This window comes from Streptomyces sp. NPDC044704, assembly GCF_056433525.1.
Window position 1 is genome coordinate 15332 of record NZ_JBWKGY010000015.1, and the last position, 18924, is coordinate 34255.

Genomic DNA, 18924 nt, shown 5'->3' on the forward strand with positions numbered 1-18924 from the left:
GGTTAGCTGTTCACCCGGCCGAGGTAGCCGCTGGTGCGGGTGTCGACCTTGATCTTCTCGCCGGTGGTGACGAAGAGCGGGACCTGGATCTCGTGACCGGTCTCCAGGCGCGCCGGCTTGGTGCCGCCGGTGGAGCGGTCGCCCTGGACGCCCGGGTCGGTGTGCTCGATCACGAGCTCGACGGCGGCCGGGAGCTCGACGTAGAGCACCTCGCCCTCGTGCTGGGCGACGGAGGCGGTGAAGCCCTCGATCAGGAAGTTCGCGGCGTCGCCGACGGCCTTCTTGTCGACCATCAGCTGGTCGTAGGTGCTCATGTCCATGAAGACGAAGTACTCGCCGTCCATGTAAGAGAACTGCATGTCACGGCGGTCGATGGTGGCCGTCTCGACCTTCGTGCCGGCGTTGAAGGTCTTGTCCACGACCTTGCCGGAGAGCACGTGCTTGAGCTTGGTGCGCACGAAGGCCGGGCCCTTGCCGGGCTTGACGTGCTGGAACTCGACGACGGACCAGAGCTGGTCACCGTCGAGCTTGAGCACCATGCCGTTCTTGAGGTCGTTCGTGGAAGCCACGGTTGCGGAATCTCCTGCACTGGAAGACCGAGGGTGCGCACTCACGGCCCGGCAACGCGGGCTAGAGCGCGAGCAGCTCCTTGGTCGTAATGGTGAGTAGCTCGGGACCGCCGTCCGCCTCGGGGCGTACGACGAGCGTGTCATCGATCCGGACACCTCCCCGGCCCGGGAGGTGAACCCCCGGTTCGACGGTGACCGGCACGCAAGCGTCCAGTTTACCCATTGCCGTAGGTGCAAGCTGCGGGTCCTCGTCGATTTCGAGGCCGACCCCGTGTCCCATCGACCCGGCGAGGGCCTCGCCGTGCCCCGCGGAGTCCAGTACGGAGCGCGCCGCGCGGTCGACGTCGCGGTACGCGGCGCCCGGCAGCAGGGACTCCCGGCCGGCCCGCTGGGCGGCGAAGACGAGGTCGTAGAGCTCGATCTGCCAGTCGGCCGGAGTGGTGCCGATCACGAAGGTACGGCCGATCTCGCAGCGGTAGCCCCGGTAGTTGGCGCCCAGGCAGACGGAGAGGAAGTCGCCCTCCTCCACCCGCCGGTCCGAGGGCCGGTGCCGGGAGCGCCCGGAGTGCGGGCCGGTGCCGACCGAGGTCGGGAACGCGGGCCCGTCGGCGCCGTGGTCGACGAGGCGGCGTTCCAGCTCCAGGGCGAGGTGGCGTTCCGTGCGGCCGACGAGGATCGACTCCAGCAGCTCTCCGAGGGCCTGGTCGGCGATCTCGGCGGCGATCCGCAGGCAGGCGATCTCGTCCTCGTCCTTGACGAGGCGCTGCTGCTCGACGGCGGTACCGAGGTCGGCCAGGCGCAGCCGGGGCGCCACGGAGTGCAGGGCGCGGTGCCGGCCGACGGTCAGGTGGTGTTCCTCGACGGCGAGCGACTCGGCCCGCACGGACGCCGCGAGGTCGGCCGCGGCCACCGCCGGATCCGCGCCGGGGCTCGGCAGCACCGAGAGCCGCAGCTGTTCGTCGAGGCGTCCCTCGTCGGCTTCGCCGGTGGGTGCGCCCGCGCAGAACATGACGTCGTCGGCGGGTCCGACCAGCAGGACGGCGCCCAGCGGGGACGCCCCGGCGAGGTAGCGGACGTTCGCCGGACGCGTGATCAGGGCGGCGGAGTTGCCCGCGGCTGCACAGCGGTCGCGGAGCAGGCCCCTGCGGGCCGCGTACACGTCTGACATGTCTTCGAGCCTACGAGCGCCCCGCGCATCCGGCCCGGCGAGCGCGTCCGCACGGGGGCGGGCCGCAGGTGGCCGCCCTCGGCGCGGCTACCAGCCGCCCGGGCTGGCCAGGGCCCGGGCGAGGGCCTCGTCGAGGGCGCGGGCGGTGCCCTCGACGTCGAGGTGGGAGTTGTCGATGATCGGCAGGCCGGACCCGTACCAGCCGGCCATCCGGCCGTGGATGCGGGCGACTTCCTCGTCGGAGAGCCTGCGGTTGCCCGAGCGGGCGGCGTTGCGGTCGAGGACGATCTCCAGGCCCGGCAGCAGCACCACGGGCAGCAGGCCCGGGCCCACGTGCCGTTTCCAGCCGCCCAGGCCGACCACGGGCCGGTCGGGGAAGACGGCGTCGTCGAGGATGCAGGAGATGCCGTTGGCCAGGAAGTTGCGGGCCGCGAACCCGCAGGTGCGGCGGGCGAGGCGGTACTGGGCCTCGGAGTGCTCGTTCCAGCCGGCCTGCGGGTCCGCGAAGCCCGAGCAGACCCATTCCCGGACGTCGTCGAGGCTGATGTGCGCGGTCGGCACCGGGCGGGTCCCCGCCCAGTGCCGGGCCACGGTGGTCTTCCCGGCGCCCGCGGGGCCGATGAGCAGCACCGCGAGGGTGGCCCCGCCCGTGCCGGGCGGGGGCGGCCCGGCCGGCGCGGGCACGGCCGGGGGCAGCGGGACGTGTCCCGTGGCGTCGGGCACCGGGGTCACCGGCCAGCCCTGCGCGGGGGGTATAGGCGGCTGCGGGGGCGCCGCCGGGTGCTGTCCCGGCGGACCCCAGCCCCCCACTCCGTGCTGCATCCGCGCCACTCCGTCTCGTTCAGGCGATGATGCGAGAACGTTATCTCAGGCCGTGACCTCTTCGGCCAGCGCACGCAGCGCCAGCCGGTAGGAGCCCAGCCCGAAGCCCGCCACGGTACCGGTCGCCACGGCCGCGATGACCGAGGTGTGACGGAACTCCTCCCGGGCGTACGGGTTGGAGATGTGCACCTCGATCAGCGGAGCGGTCCGCTGCGCCGCCGCGTCCCGCATGGCGTACGAGTAGTGCGTGAAGGCACCCGGGTTGATCACGACGGGGATCTTGCCGTCCGCCGCCTCGTGCAGCCAGCGCACGAGCTCGCCCTCGTCGTTGGTCTCGCGGACCTCGACGTCGAAGCCGAGCTCCGCGCCCAGGGTGCGGCAGCTCTCCACGAGCCCGGAGTACGAGGTGGCCCCGTACACGTCGGGCTCGCGGGAGCCGAGCCGGCCCAGGTTCGGGCCGTTCAGGACGAGTACCCGCCGGCTCACGCCGCGACCTCGCCGAAGGCGGCGAACAGCACCGCCGGGTCGGGGCCTTCCAGGACGGTGGGCTTGGCGAGCCCGTCGAGGACGATGAAGCGCAGCAGGTCGCCGCGGGACTTCTTGTCGAGCTTCATCGTCTCCAGCAGCTTGGGCCACTGGTCGCCGCGGTAGGTCAGCGGCAGGCCGACGGAGGCGAGGACCGCCTTGTGCCGGTCGGCGGTCGCGTCGTCGAGGCGTCCGGCGAGCCGGCCCAGCTCGGCGGCGAAGACCATGCCGACGGAGACGGCCGCGCCGTGCCGCCACTTGTAGCGCTCGTTCTTCTCGATGGCGTGCGCGAGGGTGTGGCCGTAGTTGAGGATCTCCCGCAGCCCGGCTTCCTTGAGGTCGCTGGAGACCACGTCGGCCTTGACCTGGATGGAGCGGACGATCAGCTCGGCCGTGTGCGGGCCCGCGGGCGTACGGGCCGCCTGCGGGTCCTCCTCGATCAGGTCGAGGATCGCCGGGTCGGAGATGAATCCGGCCTTGATGATCTCGGCGAGGCCGCTGACGTAGTCGTTGACCGGCAGCGAGTCCAGCGCCGCCAGGTCGCAGAGCACTCCGGCCGGCGGGTGGAAGGCACCGACGAGGTTCTTGCCCTCGGCGGTGTTGATGCCGGTCTTGCCGCCGACGGCCGCGTCCACCATCGCGAGGACGGTGGTCGGGACGGCGATCCAGCGGACCCCGCGCAGCCAGGAGGCCGCGACGAAGCCCGCGAGGTCGGTGGTGGCCCCGCCGCCCACGCCGACGATCACGTCGGTGCGGGTGAAGCCGGACTGGCCGAGGGCCTTCCAGCAGTAGGCGGCGACCTCGACGGTCTTGGCCTCCTCCGCGTTCGGCACCTGGATGGCGACGGCCTCGTAGCCCTGGGCCGCCAGGTCGTCCCGCAGTGCCTCGCCGGTCGAGACGAGCGCCTCGGGGTGGATCACGGCGACCCGCTGGGCCTTCGTACCGATCAGGCTGCCCAGCTCGCCGAGCAGCTGCCGGCCGACCAGCACGTCGTACGCGTCGTGCCCGGCGCTCGCGCCGACGTTGATCCGCGTCACCTGGTCTGTCATACGTCCTTCAACTCCAGAGCGTCGAGGACCGCCTGGGCGACCTCTTCGGGGGTGCGGTCGTCGGTGGCCACGACGACGCGCGCGACTTCGGTGTACAGGTGGCGGCGGGCCTCCATCAGCTCGCGCCACTGGCGGCGCGGGTTGACGGCGAGCAGCGGGCGCGCGGCGCCGAGGCCCACGCGGCGCACGGCCTCCTCGACGTCCATCGACAGGTAGACGACGGGCAGCCCGGTGAGCAGGCCGCGCGTGCCCTCGTCGAGGACGGCGCCGCCGCCGAGGGCGAGGACTCCGGTGTGCTCGGCGACGGCGGCCGCGACGGCCCGCCGTTCCAGCTCGCGGAAGTAGGGCTCGCCCTCGTCGACGAACAGGTCCGAGATCGCGCGGCCCTGGGCCGCGACGATGTCGGCGTCCGTGTCGCGGTAGGGGACGCCGAGCCGCTCGGCGAGCAGGCCCCCCACTGTGGACTTGCCGGACCCCATGGGTCCGACGAGGACGACCAGTGGTCCGCCCGTCACCGGATCTGCAGGTTGTCGAGGTACGAGCGCACGTTGCGGCGGGTCTCGGGGACGGAGTCGCCGCCGAACTTCTCGACGACGGCGTCGGCGAGCACGAGGGCGACCATGGCCTCGGCGACGATGCCCGCGGCCGGGACGGCACAGACGTCGGAGCGCTGGTGGTGGGCCACCGTCGCCTCGCCGGTCGCCACGTCGACGGTCGCCAGCGCGCGCGGCACGGTGGCGATGGGCTTCATCGCGGCCCGTACGCGCAGCAGCTCGCCGGTGGTCAGGCCGCCTTCGGTGCCGCCGGAGCGGCCGGTGGTCCGCTTGAGGCCCTCGGGGGTGGAGACGATCTCGTCGTGGGCCTTCGAGCCGGGTACGCGGGCCAGTTCGAAGCCGTCGCCGACCTCGACGCCCTTGATGGCCTGGATGCCCATGAGGGCGGCCGCGAGGCGCGCGTCGAGACGGCGGTCCCAGTGGACGTGCGAGCCGAGGCCGACGGGGACCCCGTAGGCGAGGACCTCGACGACGCCGCCGAGGGTGTCGCCGTCCTTGTGGGCCTGGTCGATCTCGGCGACCATCGCCTTGCTCGCGTCGGCGTCGAGGCAGCGCACCGGGTCGGCGTCGAGCCTGTCGACGTCGGCGGGGGTCGGGAGGACTCCGTAGGGGGCCTTGGCCGCGGCCAGTTCCACCACGTGGGAGACGATCTCGATGCCCGCGACCTCCTTGATGAAGGACCGGGCGACGGCGCCGAGGGCGACGCGGGCGGCGGTCTCGCGGGCGCTGGCGCGCTCCAGGATCGGCCGGGCCTCGTCGAAGCCGTACTTCTGCATGCCCGCGAGGTCGGCGTGGCCGGGGCGCGGGCGGGTCAGCGGCGCGTTGCGGCCGGTGTCCTTGAGCAGCGAGGGGTCGACCGGGTCGGCCGACATGACGGTCTCCCACTTCGGCCACTCGGTGTTACCGATCATGACGGCGATCGGCGAACCCTGCGAGAGCCCGTGGCGGACGCCGCCGAGGAAGGTGATCTCGTCCTGCTCGAACTTCATCCGCGCACCGCGGCCATAGCCGAGTCGGCGCCGGGCCAGGTGATCGGCCACCAGCTCGGTGGTGACCGGGACGCCGGCGGGAAGACCCTCCAGCGTCGCGACCAGTGCCGGTCCGTGCGACTCTCCTGCGGTCAGCCAACGCAACCTGCTCAACGATGCTCCTCATGCTCGCGCCTGGCACTGCGACGGCGCGATCGGGTGCGCGGCCCTGACCCGCCGTACCCGATCCTCCCACGTCCGGAGGGATGTCCAGGGCCCCGGTCCAACTATCGGACGGCTCGTCCACCAGCTGAACCGGCGGCGGCGCCTCCGCTCCTGGTGCCGTGACCGGAAAGGTCCACCGGGTCGCGACGCCCGGCACGGCACTAGCGTTCGGCGAGGGCCCGTTCCCCCGCGGCCCTCATGGCCGCGAGCGGTCCGGGACGGCCGGTCATCTGCCCGACCTGGAGCACCGCCTGGTGGACCAGGAGGTCCAGGCCGCCGACGACCTGCCCGCCGCGTGCGGACCAGGCCGCCGCCAGGGCGGTCGGCCAGGGGTCGTAGAGCACGTCGAAGAGCGTCCCGGCGGCTTCGGGGACGGCCCCCGCGAGGGAGTCCGTCGTGCCGGCCGGGGTGGTCGCGATGACCAGCGGGGCGCCGAGCGCCTCGGCCGCCTGCGACCAGTCCGCCGTCCGGACGGCCACGCCGAGCCGTTCGCCCCACCGGTGCATCTCGTCGGCGCGGGCGCGGGAGCGGACGTACGCGGTGACCTCGCCGGTGCAGATCCGCGCGAGGGCGGCCAGCGCCGAGGAGGCGGTGGCCCCCGCCCCGAGGACGGCCGCGGAGGGCACCTTCTCGACGCCCCGCTCGTGCAGGGCCGCGACGATGCCGGGGATGTCCGTGTTGTCGCCGAGGCGACGGCCGTCCTCGGTGAGGACGACCGTGTTGACCGCCTCGACCGAGGCGGCGGTGTCGCTGACGCCGTCGAGGAGCGGGATGACCGCCCGCTTGAGCGGCATGGTCAGCGACAGCCCCCGCCACTGCGGGCCGAGGCCGCCCACGAACGCCGGGAGGGCGGCCTCGTCGATCTCGAACCGGTCGTAGGACCAGCCGTCGAGGCCGAGCTCCCGGTAGGCGGCGCGGTGCAGCACCGGTGAGAGGGAGTGCTCGATGGGCGAACCCAGCACCGCGGCCCGTATCCGTGACATGCCTTGCTAACCGCCGTTCTTCTGCTGCTTCTGCCGCTCCAGGAACTCGTCCACGAGCTTCTGGTGCTCCTCGTACGTCTTGGTGAAGGTCGTGGTCTTGCTGTCGACCGACACGAAGAACATCCAGCCGCCGTGGTCGGGGTCGAGCGTAGCGGTCAGGGCCTCCACGCCGGGGTTCCCGATCGGACCGGGCGGCAGCCCCTTGACGAAGTGCGTGTTGTAGGGGTTGTCGAGCGACCGGGCTTCCTTGATGTTGAAGTTCAGCTCGCTCGTGCCCTTGATGTAGTTGTAGGTCGAGTCGAACTCGAGCTTCTGGTTCGTGACGTCGTTGGTCTTCTTCAGGCGGTTGTAGACGACCTCGGACATCTTGCGGAAGTCCTCGTGGTGCTTGCCCTCTGCGTTGACGAGGCTGGCGACCGTGATCACCTGGAGCGGGTTCTCCAGGCCGAGGTCCTTGGCCTTGCCCTCGACTCCCAGCTCGCTGTACTTGTCCGTCGCGTTCTTGACCATCTGCTTGAGCAGGGACTCGGGCGTGCTGTCCTGGCTCACGTCGTAGCGCGCGGGGAGCAGGAAGCCTTCGAGCGGGTCGATGAGCTTCGGGTTGTTGCCCGCCCAGGCCGGCAGGCCGAGGTTCTTGGCCTCGCGCTTGGCGATCTCCGCGGTCGTGCCCTCCGACTTGCCGAGCCGGGTGTCGATCAGCTTGTAGACGTCGACGTTCTTCTTGCCCTCGGGGATCGTGATCACGTTGAGCTTCGTGGGGTCGGTCATGAAGGTGACGGCGGCCGCGGCCGACATCTTCTTCTTGAGCGGGTAGACGCCCGGCTGGATCGATTTGCCCTTGGGGTTGGCGTTCGCCGCGGCGGTGAACGCGTCCACGCTCGCGACGATGCCCTTCTCCTTGAGGATGTTGCCCATCCTCGCCAGGGAGGAGTTCGGCGGGATCTCGACGTCGACGGTCTCTCCGCTGCCCTCGCCCGCGTAGTCCTCGGCCGTGGCGAACCTGGCCTTGATGTAGCTGTAGCCGTAGTAGCCGCCACCGCCGACCACGCCCACGATGACGAGGGCCGCGATCAGGCAGGCCGCGCCGCTGCGCTCCTTCTTGCCCTTGCCGCCCTTGCCGCCCTTCGAGCGCCCGCCCCTGCGGCCGCGCTCTTCGCCGTCGTCGCCCCCGCCGCCCGTGGCGAGCAGCGAGTCCCCGAGCTCTTCCTCGGGTTCCTCCACGGGTTCCGGTTCCAGGTGGCGCCGGCCCGGGGGCGCCGGCGGCGGGTAGGCGTCGTCGGTCGTGTACAGGTCGGGGGCCTCGCCGGGATAGCCCGCGACGGCCTGCTGGGCGTACGGGTCGGCGCCCAGGTAGGGGTCGGCCTGCACCGCGGCCGCGTACTGGCCCTGGCCGGTGTCCCAGCCCTGCGCGTCGTACTGCGTCTGCGGCTGCGGCTGGGGGTGCTGCGGCTGCTGGGGCTGCTGCTGCTCATGGAGCTGCTGCGCCTGCTGCGGGGCGTACCCCTGCTGCTGGTCGGCGTACTGCGGGTACGGGGCGGCGTACTGCTGCTGGTACTGCGCGTCCGGGTACTGCGGGTCCGCGTACTGCTGCGGACCCCCCTGGTACTGCGGTACCTGCTGCTCCTGGTACTGCGCCTGCTGGGACCCCGGGTACTGGAGTTCCTGGTGCTGGGGGTCCTGGTACTGCGACTGCTGGGGCCCCGGGTACTGCGGCTCCTGCGGATACTGCTGCTGGGCACCGCCGTACGGCACCTGTCCCTGCTGGGTCTGGTGCGCGGTCCACCCCTGGTCCCCGTAGAGGGGATCCTCGGGGTGCCACGGTTCGGAGCCGCCGCCCCGGCCATACTCAGTCATCGGTCCCCTAGAGCCGCGAGACGAAGGCCACGGCTTCTCCTCGCCGCGACACCCGGTTCCGCCTCTTTAGTGGTGGCGACGGCTGTTCGAATGCCGTCTCATTTCGCGGAACGTTACCGTATCGCGATCAGACAACCACTTCGACGCACTCACCGGGCGGATTACCTGATACCCGTTCGGTCTCCAGGGCGTTCTGGAGGATCACCACGGCGGCCGCCTGGTCGATGACGGAGCGGCCCTTCTTCGCGTTCCTGCCGGAGGCCCGGAGCCCCTGGGCGGCGGTGACCGTGGTCATCCGCTCGTCCACCAGCCGGACCGTCACCGGTTTGATGCCCTTGGCCAGCTCGTTCGCGAAGGCACGCACCTTGGCCGCGGCCGGCCCCTCCCGCCCGCTGAGCGAGCGGGGGAGGCCGACCACGACTTCGAGGGGCTCGTACTCCGCCACGAGCTGCCGCAGCCGCCGGTGGGCGGAGGGAACGTCCCGGCCCGGGACGGTTTCCACCGGTGTGGCCAGCACCCCGTCGGGGTCGCAGGAGGCGACCCCGATCCGGGCGTCGCCCACGTCGATGGCCAGTCGGCGGCCGCGGCGCAGGGTCATCGTCAGGCCGTCTCGACGACGAGGCGCTCGACGGCGCTGATGGCCTCCGGGATGGCGGCCGGGTTCTGGCCGCCGCCCTGGGCCACGTCCGGCTTGCCGCCACCGCCGCCACCGAGTGTCTTGGCGGCCGTGCGGACCAGGTCACCGGCCTTGAGACCGCGCTCGCGGGCGGCCTCGTTGGTGGCGATGACGGTCAGCGGGCGGTCGTTCGCCACGGTGAACAGGGCCACGACGGCCGGGCGGTCGCCCTGGATGCGGCCGCGGACGTCGAGGACCAGCTTGCGCAGGTCGTCGGCGCCGGTGCCGTCCGGCACCTGGCCGACGACGAGGGCGACGCCGTGGATGTCCTGGGCGTTCTGGGCGAGACCGGCGGCGGCCTGGAGGACCTTCTCCGCGCGGAACTTCTCGATCTCCTTCTCGGCGTCCTTCAGCTTGCCGAGCATGGTGGCGATCTTCTCCGGAAGCTCCTCCGGACGGCCCTTGACCAGCTCCTGGAGCTGGGCGACGACCGTGTGCTCCTTGGCGAGGAAGTTGTACGCGTCCACGCCCACCAGGGCCTCGACGCGGCGCACGCCCGAGCCGATGGAGGACTCGCCGAGCAGCTTCACCAGGCCCAGCTGGGCGGTGTTGCCGACGTGCGTGCCGCCGCACAGCTCCTTGGAGAAGTCGCCGATGGTGACGACGCGCACGCGCTCGCCGTACTTCTCGCCGAACTCGGCGATGGCGCCCTGCTTCTTCGCCTCGTCGATGCTCATGATCTCGGCGGTGACGTCGAGCTCGCGCGAGAGCACGTCGTTGATCTTCTGCTCGACGTCGGTGAGGACGGTCCCGGGGACGGCGTTCGGCGAGCCGAAGTCGAAGCGGAAGCGGCCGGGCGAGTTCTCGGAGCCGGCCTGGGCGGCCGTGGGGCCGAGGGCGTCGCGCAGCGCCTGGTGCGTCAGGTGGGTGGCCGAGTGCGCGCGGGCGATGGCCCGGCGGCGGGTCACGTCGATGGCGGCGTACGCGGAGGCGCCCACCGTCACCTCGCCGACCTGGACGGAGCCCTTGTGCACGGAGACGCCGGGGACCGGCTGCTGGACGTCGCGGACCTGGATCACGGCGCCGGTGTCGAGCTTGATGCGGCCCTGGTCGGCGAGCTGGCCGCCGCCCTCGGCGTAGAAGGGGGTGCGGTCGAGGACGACCTCGACCTCGTCGCCCTCGGAGGCCGCGGGCGAGGAGACGCCGTTGACGAGCAGGCCGACGATGGTGGACTCGCCCTGGGTGGTGGCGTAGCCGGTGAACTCGGTGGCGCCGGCGCCGTCGGCGATCTCCCGGTAGGCGGACATGTCCGCGTGGCCGGTCTTCTTGGCCTTGGCGTCGGCCTTGGCGCGGTCGCGCTGCTCCTGCATGAGGCGGCGGAAGCCGGGCTCGTCCACGGAGAGGCCCTGCTCGGCGGCCATCTCCAGGGTGAGGTCGATCGGGAAGCCCCAGGTGTCGTGGAGCAGGAACGCCTTGTCGCCGGAGAGGACCGTGCCGCCGGCGGCCTTGGTCTCGGTGACGGCGGTGTCGAGGATGTTCGTGCCGCCCTTGACGGCCTTGAGGAAGGCGGCCTCTTCGGCGAGCGCGACGGTCTCGATGCGCTTGCGGTCGGTGATCAGCTCCGGGTACTGGAGGCCCATCGTGTCGATCACGACGCCGATGAGGTCCTGGACTACGGGGCCGGTGGCGCCCATGAGGCGCATGTTGCGGATGGCGCGGCGCATGATGCGGCGCAGCACGTAGCCGCGGCCCTCGTTGCCGGGGGTGACGCCGTCGCCGATGAGCATGACGGAGGTGCGGATGTGGTCGGCGACCACGCGCAGCGACACGTCGGTGCCCTGTGCGGCGCCGTACCGGACGCCGGTCAGGCCGGTGGCCTTGTCCATGACCACGCGCAGGGTGTCGGTCTCGTACATGTTCTGTACGCCCTGGAGGATCATGGCGAGGCGTTCGAGACCGAGGCCCGTGTCGATGTTCTTCGACGGCAGGTCGCCGAGGATCGGGAAGTCTTCCTTCCCGTCGCCGGCGCCGCGCTCGTACTGCATGAAGACCAGGTTCCAGATCTCCACGTAGCGCTCGTCGTTGACGGCCGGGCCGCCCTCGACGCCGAACTCGGGACCGCGGTCGTAGTTGATCTCCGAGCAGGGGCCGCAGGGGCCGGGGACGCCCATGGACCAGAAGTTGTCCTTCTTGCCCAGGCGTTGGATGCGCTCGGCGGGAACGCCGATCTTCTCGCGCCAGATCTGCTCGGCCTCGTCGTCGTCGAGGTAGACGGTGATCCAGAGCTTCTCGGGCTCCAGGCCGAAGCCGCCGTCCGCCACGGAGCTGGTGAGCAGCTCCCAGGCGTACTTGATGGCGCCTTCCTTGAAGTAGTCACCGAAGGAGAAGTTGCCGCACATCTGGAAGAACGTGCCGTGGCGGGTGGTCTTGCCGACCTCTTCGATGTCCGGGGTGCGGACGCACTTCTGCACGCTGGTGAGCGTGGGCGCGGGCGGCTTGACCTCGCCCAGGAAGTACGGCTTGAACGGCACCATGCCCGCGGGCACCAGCAGCAGAGTCGGGTCGTCCGCGATGAGCGACGCCGAAGGGACAACGGCGTGACCGCGCTCCTCGAAGAAGCTCAGCCAGCGGCGGCGGATTTCAGCCGACTCCATCAGTGGTCCTCATTCCGGTTGTACGAAAACTTCGGTCGGTGGGTGTTCTTGTCGTGCGCGATCGCCCGCAGCCGCCGCGGCCCGGGGAGGGCGGTGACGTTGTCGGGCCGGTCGGGATCCTGGGTCAGCCCCAGTGCGTCGTTCAGCTCGTCCTCGCGCTGCGTCATTCCCGCCTTGACGTCGAGGGCGAAGTCCTTGAGGCGGTGACCGGCCTCCACCGCCTTGTCGGCGGCCTGGGCGGCGAGGCTCTCCGGCGTCAGCTTCTTGAGCTGGCGGTTGACCTTGGTGGTGGCCCACACGCCGGCGGCGGCGCCGGCGGTGAACCAGAAGGCTCGGCGGAACATCGGCGGTCTCAGCCCTTCTGCTTCCGGCGGCGGGGCGCCGGCACCGTACGGCCGACGATCACGGTACGCCGGGACGTCTTCTTCGGGTCGCGGCCGGTCTCCGCGGTGTCCGTCCGGCCCAGGGCCCGGCGGACGCCATAGCCGAAGGCGGCGACCTTCACCAGCGGTCCCCCGAAGGTGGAGGCCACGGTGGAGGACAGGGCGGAGGCGTTGGAGGTGACCTCCTGGACGTCGCTGGCGATGGCGTCGACCCGGTCGAGCTGCGTGCGCGCGGAGCGGACGGTGGTGGAGGCGTCCGCGAGCAGCGGGACCGCCTGCTCGGTCACGTCGGCCACCAGCTTCGTCGTCGCCTTCAGCACCTGGGCGAGCCTCACCAGCACCACGGCGAGGAAGGAGACCAGGATGGCCCAGAAGACGGCCACGAGGATCCCGGCCACCTCTCCACCGGACACGTTGCACCGCTCCCTGAATCTGGAAACCTACGGAGAAAAGTCTCCTCCGACCCTATCGCGCCGGAGATCCGGCGCAGTACCGGAATTCCGGGGCCCGCGTGATCGCCTTGTACGCAGCGCTTCCGGACCAGTACCCTCCGTGTCCCATGCGACACAGACCCCTGCGGAACAGGACCCCGGGCAATCTTCCCTCGGAGCTCAGCGGGTTCGTCGGGCGGGGTGGCGAACTGGCCCGGCTGGGGCGGCTCCTGGAGTCCTCCCGGCTGGTGACGGTCACCGGGGTCGGCGGGGTGGGCAAGTCCCGGCTGGCCCTGGCCGCGGCGCGGGCGGCGGACACCGGATCGGCCGGGGCCTTCGCCGGCACTGGGCACGGCACCGGGCACGGCGCCGCGGACGGGACCGGCGGGCCCGCGACCGGGCCGGTGCCCGGTCAGGGGGTCGAGGCGCAGGAACGCTACTGCGACGGCGTGTGGCTGGCCGAACTGTCCTCCGTACGCGATCCGGCGCTGCTGGAGTTCACGCTGGCGGAGGCGCTCGGGCTCACCGACCACACCACCCGGCCGCCCCGGACGGTCCTGGCGGAGCACCTGGCGGGGCGGCGGCTGCTGCTGGTCCTGGACGGCTTCGAGCAGCTGGTCGAGGAGACGGCCGAGCTGCTGGCGGAACTGCTGCGCCGCTCCCCCGGCCTGCGCGTGCTCGCGGCGGGCCGCCGCACGCTCGGCCTGGACGGGGAGCAGGCCTTCCCCCTCGCCCCCCTGGCGCCCGCCGAGGCCCTGGAGCTGCTGGCCGGGCGGGCGGCCGCCGCCGACCCGGCCTTCGCGGTGACGGAGGCGAACCGGCCGGTGCTGGCCGAGCTGTGCGCGCGGCTCGACGGGATCCCGCTGGCCCTGGAACTGGCGGCCGGCCGGCTGCGGGCGCTGTCGCCCGCCCAGGTGCTGGCCCGGCTGGAGGACCGCTTCGCCCTGCTCACCGGCGGCCCGCGCGGGGTGCTGCCCCGGCACCGGGCCCTGCGGACGGCGATCGGGTGGAGCCACGAGCTGTGCACCCCCGGGGAGCGGCTGCTGTGGGCCCGGCTGTCGGTCTTCGCCGGGCAGTTCGACCTCGACGCCGCCGAGTACGTGTGCGCGGGCCCGGACCTGCCGGTGGACGGGGTGCTCGACCTGGTGGGCGAGCTCCTCGCACAGTCCCTGCTGGTCCGGGAGGAGACCCCGGCCGGGGTGCGCTACCGGATGCTGGAGACCGTACGGCTGTACGGGGCGGGCTGGCTGGAGTCCCAGGGTGACGCCGCGCGGCTGCGGCGCCGCCACCGGGACTGGTACATGGGCCTGGCGACCTGGTGCGAGCTGGACTGGTTCAGCCCGCGCCAGCAGGAGGTGGCCGCCCTGGTGGAGGTGGAGCTGGCGAACCTGCGCCTCGCCCTGGAGACCTGCCTGGACGAGCCGGAGGAGCTGCACCTCGGCCAGTACCTGGCGGGCACCCTCTGGTTCTACTGGGCGGGCTGCGGCCGGCTCACCGAGGGGCGGCACTGGCTCGACCGCACCCTGGAGACGGTCCCGGGCGAGGGGCAGGCGGAGTACGAGAGCTCCCGGCTGAAGGCGTTGTGGGTGCTCGGCTACGTGGCCGCGCTCCAGGGCGACGCGGTGGCGTCGATGAGCGCCCTCCACGAGTGCCGGGACGGTGCGGAGCGGACCGGGAACCGGGTGGCGGCGGCGTACGCGGTGCACCGGATGGGCTGCCTCGCCCTGGTCTCGGACGACATGGCGCGGGCCGGGGAGCTGCTGGGCTCGGCGCTGGAGCTGTACCGGGAGACCGGGGAGCTGAACAGCAACGTGCTGATGTGCCAGGTGGAGCTGGCGATGGCGATGGCCTTCCGGGGCGAGCTCGCGGGCGCCGCGTCGCTGTGCGAGGAGGTCCGGGAGATCTGCGAGGAGCGCGGGGAGCTCTGGACGAAGGCGTACGCCCTCTACGTGCTGGCGTACGCGGCGCTGGACGCGGGGGACACGGCCGGGGCCCGGCTGCTGCTGACCGAGTGCGTGACGGTGAACCACGCGTTCCGGGACCTGGTGGGGCTGGTCCTGGCGGTGGAGCTGCTGGCGCTGGTCACGGTCGCGGAAGGCCGGCCGGCGGAGGCGGCGGTGCTCCAGGGCGCGGCGGAGCCGATGTGGGACGGGGTGGGCCTGCGGCTGTTCGGCTCGGGGTACTTCAACGCGCCCCGGCTGATGTGCCAGGAGCGGGCGGGCGAGGTGCTGGGCCCCGAGCGGTACGCGGCGCACGCCGCCGAGGGGCGGCAGCTGAGCATGGACGCCCTGGTGCTGCGGGCGCGGTGGGTGCCCGGCCGGGAGGGCGGTCCGGGGCCGAGAACGGGAAAACCCGCCGCCCCCCGGAGGGGGCGACGGGTTGACACCAGCCTGTGAGGGCTACGCCTGCCGACGGATCAGCGGGCGTAGTACTCGACGACGAGCTGCTCGTCGCAGATGACCGGGATTTCCTTGCGGTTCGGGTCGCGGTCCAGGCGGAAGGCCAGGGCCTTCAGGTTGACCTGCAGGTAGCGCGGGGTCTCGCCCTCGCCTGCGTAGCCACCCTCGCGGGCAACCTGGAACGGAACCTTCTCGCGGCTGCGCTCGCGCACGGTGATGACGTCGTCCGGGCGGACACGGAACGACGGCTTGTCGACCTTGCCACCGTTGACCTCGATGTGGCCGTGAACGACCATCTGGCGGGCCTGGTAGATGGTGCGGGCGATGCCCGAACGCAGGACCAGGGCGTCGAGGCGACGCTCGAGCTCGACGACCAGCGCCTCGCCCGTCTTGCCTTCGGCCTTCTTGGCGCGGTCGTACGCGCGGGCCATCTGACGCTCAGAGATGTCGTACTGAGCGCGCAGACGCTGCTTCTCCAGCAGACGAACCTTGTAGTCCGAGTTCTGCTTGCGGCCACGGCCGTGCTCGCCCGGCGGGTAGGGGCGGGCCTCGAAGTACTTGACGGCCTTCGGGGTCAGCGCAATGCCGAGGGCACGCGACTTCTTGACCTTGGGTCGCTTCTGGTTCACGTGGAACCTACCTCCATGTAAGTTAGGTGAGGCTTACCTTAGCGAGGAGGACGTAATGTCTCGACCACATGGGATCCCCCTGCCCAGTGCGCACCGAAGTTCGGGTTCCAACGAAACGGAATCCGCTTTCGACGACGATAGGCAAGGTCAGCCGCGTCCCAGGGAAGGCGTTCGGCAGCTCACCGGAGCCGAACGCGTACGAACCCTCGTAGAGTCCAACGCCTCAGTATCCCTCACCCTGCCGGGTGCTCGTGACACGCACGAGCCCGACGAGTTCGGGACGGGGATGCCGGTCGCACGGACCGTCACCCCGGACGGGGACGTGATTCTCCTTGTTTCCGGGGAATCCGCGGCTGCCAGGGCAGCCGCTCACGCCCAGGACGACGACCTCACCGCCGTGATCGAGATCACGGACGTGGCGCCGGTGTCCGTGCCCCATCGTATCCGAGGCCGCGCGTGGCTGGCCGGGTGGCTGACGCCGGTGCGCGGGGACGACCGCGCGGTCTGCGCCGCGCTGCTCGCCGAGCGCCGTCCGGTGGGCGAGCTGCTGGGCATGTCCGAGTCCCTCGACCCCCCGTACTCCGGCCGCCCTGCCTGGATGATGCTCCGCCTGGAGGTCGGCGAGATCTCGGTGGACGACCTCTGGGGCGCCGAGCACGTGGACCCCGACGAGCTCTCCGGCGCCGAGCCGGACCCGATGACGGCGCACGAGACGGAACTGCTCCAGCACCTCCACACGGCCCACGCGGACCGCATCGCGGACCTGTGCGGACTGCTGGGCCCGCGGCGGGCGGAGGGCATGACGGCCGTCCCGCTGGCCCTGGACCGGCTCGGCCTGCGCGTGCGCTTCGCCGGCGCCGCCGCGGACTCCTCCTTCGACGCCCGCTTCGACTTCCCGGAGCCGGTCACGGACATCTGCGGACTGCGCCGCGCCATGCACACCCTCTTCTCGGCCGCCTCGCACTAGGAAGGGGGGCAGGTGGCGAGCAGTTCCGCCAGCGCCGTCTTCTCCGGCGGGGTGACGGAGAGCCCGTACTTGGCCTTGATGCCGGTGTACCGGCGCCCGTACTCGCACCAGAAGGCCCGCCGCGGCGGCTTCCACTTGTCCGCGGTCCTGCTGCCCTTGTCGTAGTTGGTCTGCTTGTCCACGGCGAGCAGTACGTCGAGGTCGTTGGCGTACTCCAGCCTGCGCTGGGGCGTCCAGGCGTACGCGCCGCCCCGCCAGGCGGCGCCGAGCGCCACGACGTGGTCGGTCTGGATCTGCGAGGCCCGGCGGTAGGAATAGGGGAGCCGCTGCCCGGTGTACGGATCGTCGAGCACCCCGGACACCACCACGCACGGATTGCGGTCGCCCTCGCGCAGCTCCTTCAGGTCGCGCCGCAGGACGTCGTCCCGGGTGTCGCAGCCGTTGCGTCCGCCGACGGCGTCGGTCGCGTCGGACCAGTACCTGCCGAAGTTCTCCCGCTTGTACGTCTGCCAGTTCTTGCCCCACTCGACCTTCAGCCCGGCCAGCCGCTCCCTCGCCCCGGCCGCGGTGGGCGGGAACCCGGGGCTCGCCGACGGCACCCGGGCGGCCAGGGCGGCGGCGCTCGCCCGCCCCTGCTCCGGCTGGCCGTGGTGGCAGCCGCCGAGGAGCAGCGTCACCGTCACGGCGAGGAGCGGAGCACGGCGTCCCATGACCGGGAGGGTATGCCCGGCCCCGGTACGGAGCCGGACGGCTCGCGGTGGCCGGGGGTCAGGACCCGCCGCGCAGCCGCTCGCGCACCTTGTCCACCACGTCCGCGTACCGGGCCTCCGCGCCGTAGCGGGTCGGCTCGTAGTACCGCTTGCCGTGGATCTCGTCCGGGGCGTACTGCTGCGCCGCGATGGCGCCCGGCACGTCGTGCGGGTACACGTACCCCTGGGCGTGGCCCAGTTTCGCCGCCCCCTTGTAGTGCCCGTCGCGCAGGTGCGGCGGCACCGTGCCCGCCAGGCCGGCCCGTACGTCGGCCAGCGCGGCGCCGATCGCGGTGGTGGCGGTGTTCGACTTGGGGGCGAGCGCCAGCGCGATCGTCGCGTGCGACAGGGTCAGCGCCGCCTCCGGGAAGCCGATCATCGCCACGGCCTGCGCCGCCGCCACCGCGAGCGGCAGGGCGGCCGGGTCCGCCAGGCCGATGTCCTCGCTCGCGGAGATCATCAGGCGTCGGGCGATGAACCGCGGGTCCTCCCCCGCCTCGATCATCCGGGCCAGGTAGTGCAGCGCCGCGTCCACGTCCGAGCCGCGGATCGACTTGATGAGCGCGCTCGCCACGTCGTAGTGCTGGTCGCCGTCCTTGTCGTACCGGACGGCAGCGCGGTCGACCGCCTCCTCGACCGTCTGGAGGGTGATCTCGCCCTCGCCCTTGGCGATGGCCGAGCCGGCCGCCGCCTCCAGGGCGGTGAGCGCCCGGCGGGCGTCTCCGCCGGCGATGCGCAGCAGGTGCGCTTCCGCGTCCGCGGGCAGGGTCACGGCCCCGCCCAGGCCCCGCTCCTCCGTCAGCGCGCGGCGCATGAGCGCGGTCAGGTCGCCGTCCGTCAGGGGTTCGAGGGTGAGCAGCAGGGAGCGCGAGAGCAGCGGCGAGATGATCGAGAAGTAGGGGTTCTCCGTGGTCGCCGCGATCAGCGTGACCCAGCGGTTCTCCACGGCGGGCAGCAGCGAGTCCTGCTGCGCCTTGCTGAAGCGGTGGATCTCGTCGAGGAAGAGGACGGTGTCCTTGCCGTAGCCGCCGGCCGCGCGCTTGGCGCCCTCGATGACGGCCCGGACCTCCTTGACGCCCGCCGTGATCGCGGAGAGTTCCACGAAGCGCTTCTGCGTGGCCTGGCTGACCACGTAGGCGAGGGTGGTCTTCCCGATGCCGGGCGGGCCCCAGAGGATCACCGACGAGGCCCCGGCCGGTCCGCCGGCGCCCTCCCCCACCAGCCGGCGCAGCGGTGAGCCGGGCTTCAGCAGGTGCTGCTGGCCGACCACCTCGTCCAGGGTGCGCGGGCGCATCCGGACGGCGAGCGGCGAGGCCGAGGGGTCCTTCTCCTGGCGGTCCTCGGCGGCGGCGGTGAAGAGGTCTGGTTCCACACTCGAA

At 72.1% G+C, this 18924-nt stretch carries 18 protein-coding genes; 2 read left to right on the forward strand and 16 right to left on the reverse strand.

Annotation, left to right across the window (positions count from 1 at the left end; genetic code table 11):
* Nucleotides 1-2 precede the first annotated feature (2 nt).
* From efp to AC07B0_RS29450, 13 genes are all read right to left on the reverse strand, one after another.
* On the reverse strand, nucleotides 3-569 hold the full coding sequence (gene efp, locus AC07B0_RS29390; protein WP_356880323.1) for an elongation factor P: 567 nt from the start codon (nucleotides 567-569) through the stop codon (nucleotides 3-5).
* A gap of 61 nt (nucleotides 570-630) precedes the next feature.
* The gene (locus AC07B0_RS29395) at nucleotides 631-1737 is read right to left on the reverse strand and encodes an aminopeptidase P family protein (protein WP_356880325.1); all 1107 of its coding nucleotides are present in this window, start codon (nucleotides 1735-1737) and stop codon (nucleotides 631-633) included.
* Nucleotides 1738-1824: 87 nt separating this feature from the next.
* Nucleotides 1825-2559 (reverse strand): AAA family ATPase, encoded by a 735-nt coding sequence (locus AC07B0_RS29400; RefSeq protein ID WP_356880327.1) that lies wholly within the window; start codon nucleotides 2557-2559, stop codon nucleotides 1825-1827.
* A gap of 45 nt (nucleotides 2560-2604) precedes the next feature.
* Nucleotides 2605-3045 carry a type II 3-dehydroquinate dehydratase gene (gene aroQ, locus AC07B0_RS29405; RefSeq protein ID WP_478899282.1) on the reverse strand — a complete coding sequence of 147 codons (441 nt, stop codon included), beginning with the start codon at nucleotides 3043-3045 and terminating at the stop codon, nucleotides 2605-2607.
* Nucleotides 3042-4133, reverse strand: a complete 1092-nt coding sequence (gene aroB / locus AC07B0_RS29410) for a 3-dehydroquinate synthase (RefSeq protein WP_478899283.1) — start codon at nucleotides 4131-4133, stop codon at nucleotides 3042-3044. The genes aroQ and aroB overlap by 4 nt, the downstream gene beginning before the upstream one ends.
* On the reverse strand, nucleotides 4130-4648 hold the full coding sequence (locus tag AC07B0_RS29415) for a shikimate kinase (RefSeq protein ID WP_467294408.1): 519 nt from the start codon (nucleotides 4646-4648) through the stop codon (nucleotides 4130-4132). The genes aroB and AC07B0_RS29415 overlap by 4 nt, the downstream gene beginning before the upstream one ends.
* On the reverse strand, nucleotides 4645-5829 hold the full coding sequence (gene aroC / locus AC07B0_RS29420) for a chorismate synthase (protein ID WP_356880333.1): 1185 nt from the start codon (nucleotides 5827-5829) through the stop codon (nucleotides 4645-4647). Before aroC ends, AC07B0_RS29415 begins: the two co-directional genes overlap by 4 nt.
* Before the next feature lie 212 nt (nucleotides 5830-6041).
* On the reverse strand, nucleotides 6042-6863 hold the full coding sequence (locus AC07B0_RS29425) for a shikimate dehydrogenase (protein WP_478899284.1): 822 nt from the start codon (nucleotides 6861-6863) through the stop codon (nucleotides 6042-6044).
* Nucleotides 6864-6869: 6 nt separating this feature from the next.
* Complete coding sequence (mltG, locus tag AC07B0_RS29430; RefSeq protein ID WP_469384200.1) at nucleotides 6870-8717, reverse strand: endolytic transglycosylase MltG; 1848 nt, start codon at nucleotides 8715-8717, stop codon at nucleotides 6870-6872.
* A 127-nt stretch (nucleotides 8718-8844) separates the two neighbouring features.
* Complete coding sequence (ruvX, locus tag AC07B0_RS29435; RefSeq protein ID WP_356880339.1) at nucleotides 8845-9315, reverse strand: Holliday junction resolvase RuvX; 471 nt, start codon at nucleotides 9313-9315, stop codon at nucleotides 8845-8847.
* 2 nt (nucleotides 9316-9317) lie between these two features.
* On the reverse strand, nucleotides 9318-11987 hold the full coding sequence (gene alaS, locus AC07B0_RS29440) for an alanine--tRNA ligase (RefSeq protein ID WP_467294414.1): 2670 nt from the start codon (nucleotides 11985-11987) through the stop codon (nucleotides 9318-9320).
* The gene (locus AC07B0_RS29445) at nucleotides 11987-12331 is read right to left on the reverse strand and encodes a DUF6167 family protein (RefSeq protein WP_356880343.1); all 345 of its coding nucleotides are present in this window, start codon (nucleotides 12329-12331) and stop codon (nucleotides 11987-11989) included. Before AC07B0_RS29445 ends, alaS begins: the two co-directional genes overlap by 1 nt.
* A gap of 8 nt (nucleotides 12332-12339) precedes the next feature.
* The gene (locus AC07B0_RS29450; RefSeq protein ID WP_356880345.1) at nucleotides 12340-12783 is read right to left on the reverse strand and encodes a DUF948 domain-containing protein; all 444 of its coding nucleotides are present in this window, start codon (nucleotides 12781-12783) and stop codon (nucleotides 12340-12342) included.
* 146 nt (nucleotides 12784-12929) lie between these two features.
* On the opposite strand from AC07B0_RS29450, the gene AC07B0_RS29455 reads away from it, so the two are divergent.
* A complete protein-coding gene (locus tag AC07B0_RS29455; protein WP_478899285.1) occupies nucleotides 12930-15197 on the forward strand; it encodes an ATP-binding protein in 2268 nt (755 codons plus the stop codon).
* 20 nt (nucleotides 15198-15217) lie between these two features.
* Here AC07B0_RS29455 and rpsD read toward each other — a convergent pair whose 3' ends face one another.
* Nucleotides 15218-15829, reverse strand: coding sequence for a 30S ribosomal protein S4 (gene rpsD, locus AC07B0_RS29460; RefSeq protein ID WP_030294564.1), 612 nt, complete (start codon nucleotides 15827-15829; stop codon nucleotides 15218-15220).
* A gap of 55 nt (nucleotides 15830-15884) precedes the next feature.
* Between rpsD and AC07B0_RS29465 the strand changes: the two genes are divergently transcribed.
* Nucleotides 15885-16796 carry a DUF2470 domain-containing protein gene (locus AC07B0_RS29465; protein ID WP_478899286.1) on the forward strand — a complete coding sequence of 304 codons (912 nt, stop codon included), beginning with the start codon at nucleotides 15885-15887 and terminating at the stop codon, nucleotides 16794-16796.
* Here the strand turns inward: AC07B0_RS29465 and AC07B0_RS29470 are convergent.
* Nucleotides 16793-17506: an HNH endonuclease family protein gene (locus tag AC07B0_RS29470; protein WP_478899287.1), complete on the reverse strand. Its 714-nt coding sequence runs from the start codon at nucleotides 17504-17506 to the stop codon at nucleotides 16793-16795. The two genes, AC07B0_RS29465 and AC07B0_RS29470, sit on opposite strands and share 4 nt — an antisense overlap.
* Before the next feature lie 58 nt (nucleotides 17507-17564).
* A complete protein-coding gene (locus AC07B0_RS29475; RefSeq protein ID WP_356880353.1) occupies nucleotides 17565-18917 on the reverse strand; it encodes a replication-associated recombination protein A in 1353 nt (450 codons plus the stop codon).
* Nucleotides 18918-18924 lie beyond the last annotated feature (7 nt).

Excerpts from the sequence above, each read along its gene's own strand:
- AC07B0_RS29395 (WP_356880325.1), bottom strand. The coding sequence starts at position 1,737 with ATGTCAGACGTGTACGCGGCCCGCAGGGGCCTGCTCCGCGACCGCTGT.
- AC07B0_RS29400 (WP_356880327.1), bottom strand. The coding sequence starts at position 2,559 with ATGCAGCACGGAGTGGGGGGCTGGGGTCCGCCGGGACAGCACCCGGCG.
- aroB (WP_478899283.1), bottom strand. The coding sequence starts at position 4,133 with ATGACAGACCAGGTGACGCGGATCAACGTCGGCGCGAGCGCCGGGCAC.
- AC07B0_RS29425 (WP_478899284.1), bottom strand. The coding sequence starts at position 6,863 with ATGTCACGGATACGGGCCGCGGTGCTGGGTTCGCCCATCGAGCACTCC.
- mltG (WP_469384200.1), bottom strand. The coding sequence starts at position 8,717 with ATGACTGAGTATGGCCGGGGCGGCGGCTCCGAACCGTGGCACCCCGAG.
- ruvX (WP_356880339.1), bottom strand. The coding sequence starts at position 9,315 with ATGACCCTGCGCCGCGGCCGCCGACTGGCCATCGACGTGGGCGACGCC.
- alaS (WP_467294414.1), bottom strand. The coding sequence starts at position 11,987 with ATGGAGTCGGCTGAAATCCGCCGCCGCTGGCTGAGCTTCTTCGAGGAG.
- AC07B0_RS29445 (WP_356880343.1), bottom strand. The coding sequence starts at position 12,331 with ATGTTCCGCCGAGCCTTCTGGTTCACCGCCGGCGCCGCCGCCGGCGTG.
- AC07B0_RS29455 (WP_478899285.1), top strand. The coding sequence starts at position 12,930 with ATGCGACACAGACCCCTGCGGAACAGGACCCCGGGCAATCTTCCCTCG.
- AC07B0_RS29465 (WP_478899286.1), top strand. The coding sequence starts at position 15,885 with ATGTCTCGACCACATGGGATCCCCCTGCCCAGTGCGCACCGAAGTTCG.
- AC07B0_RS29470 (WP_478899287.1), bottom strand. The coding sequence starts at position 17,506 with ATGGGACGCCGTGCTCCGCTCCTCGCCGTGACGGTGACGCTGCTCCTC.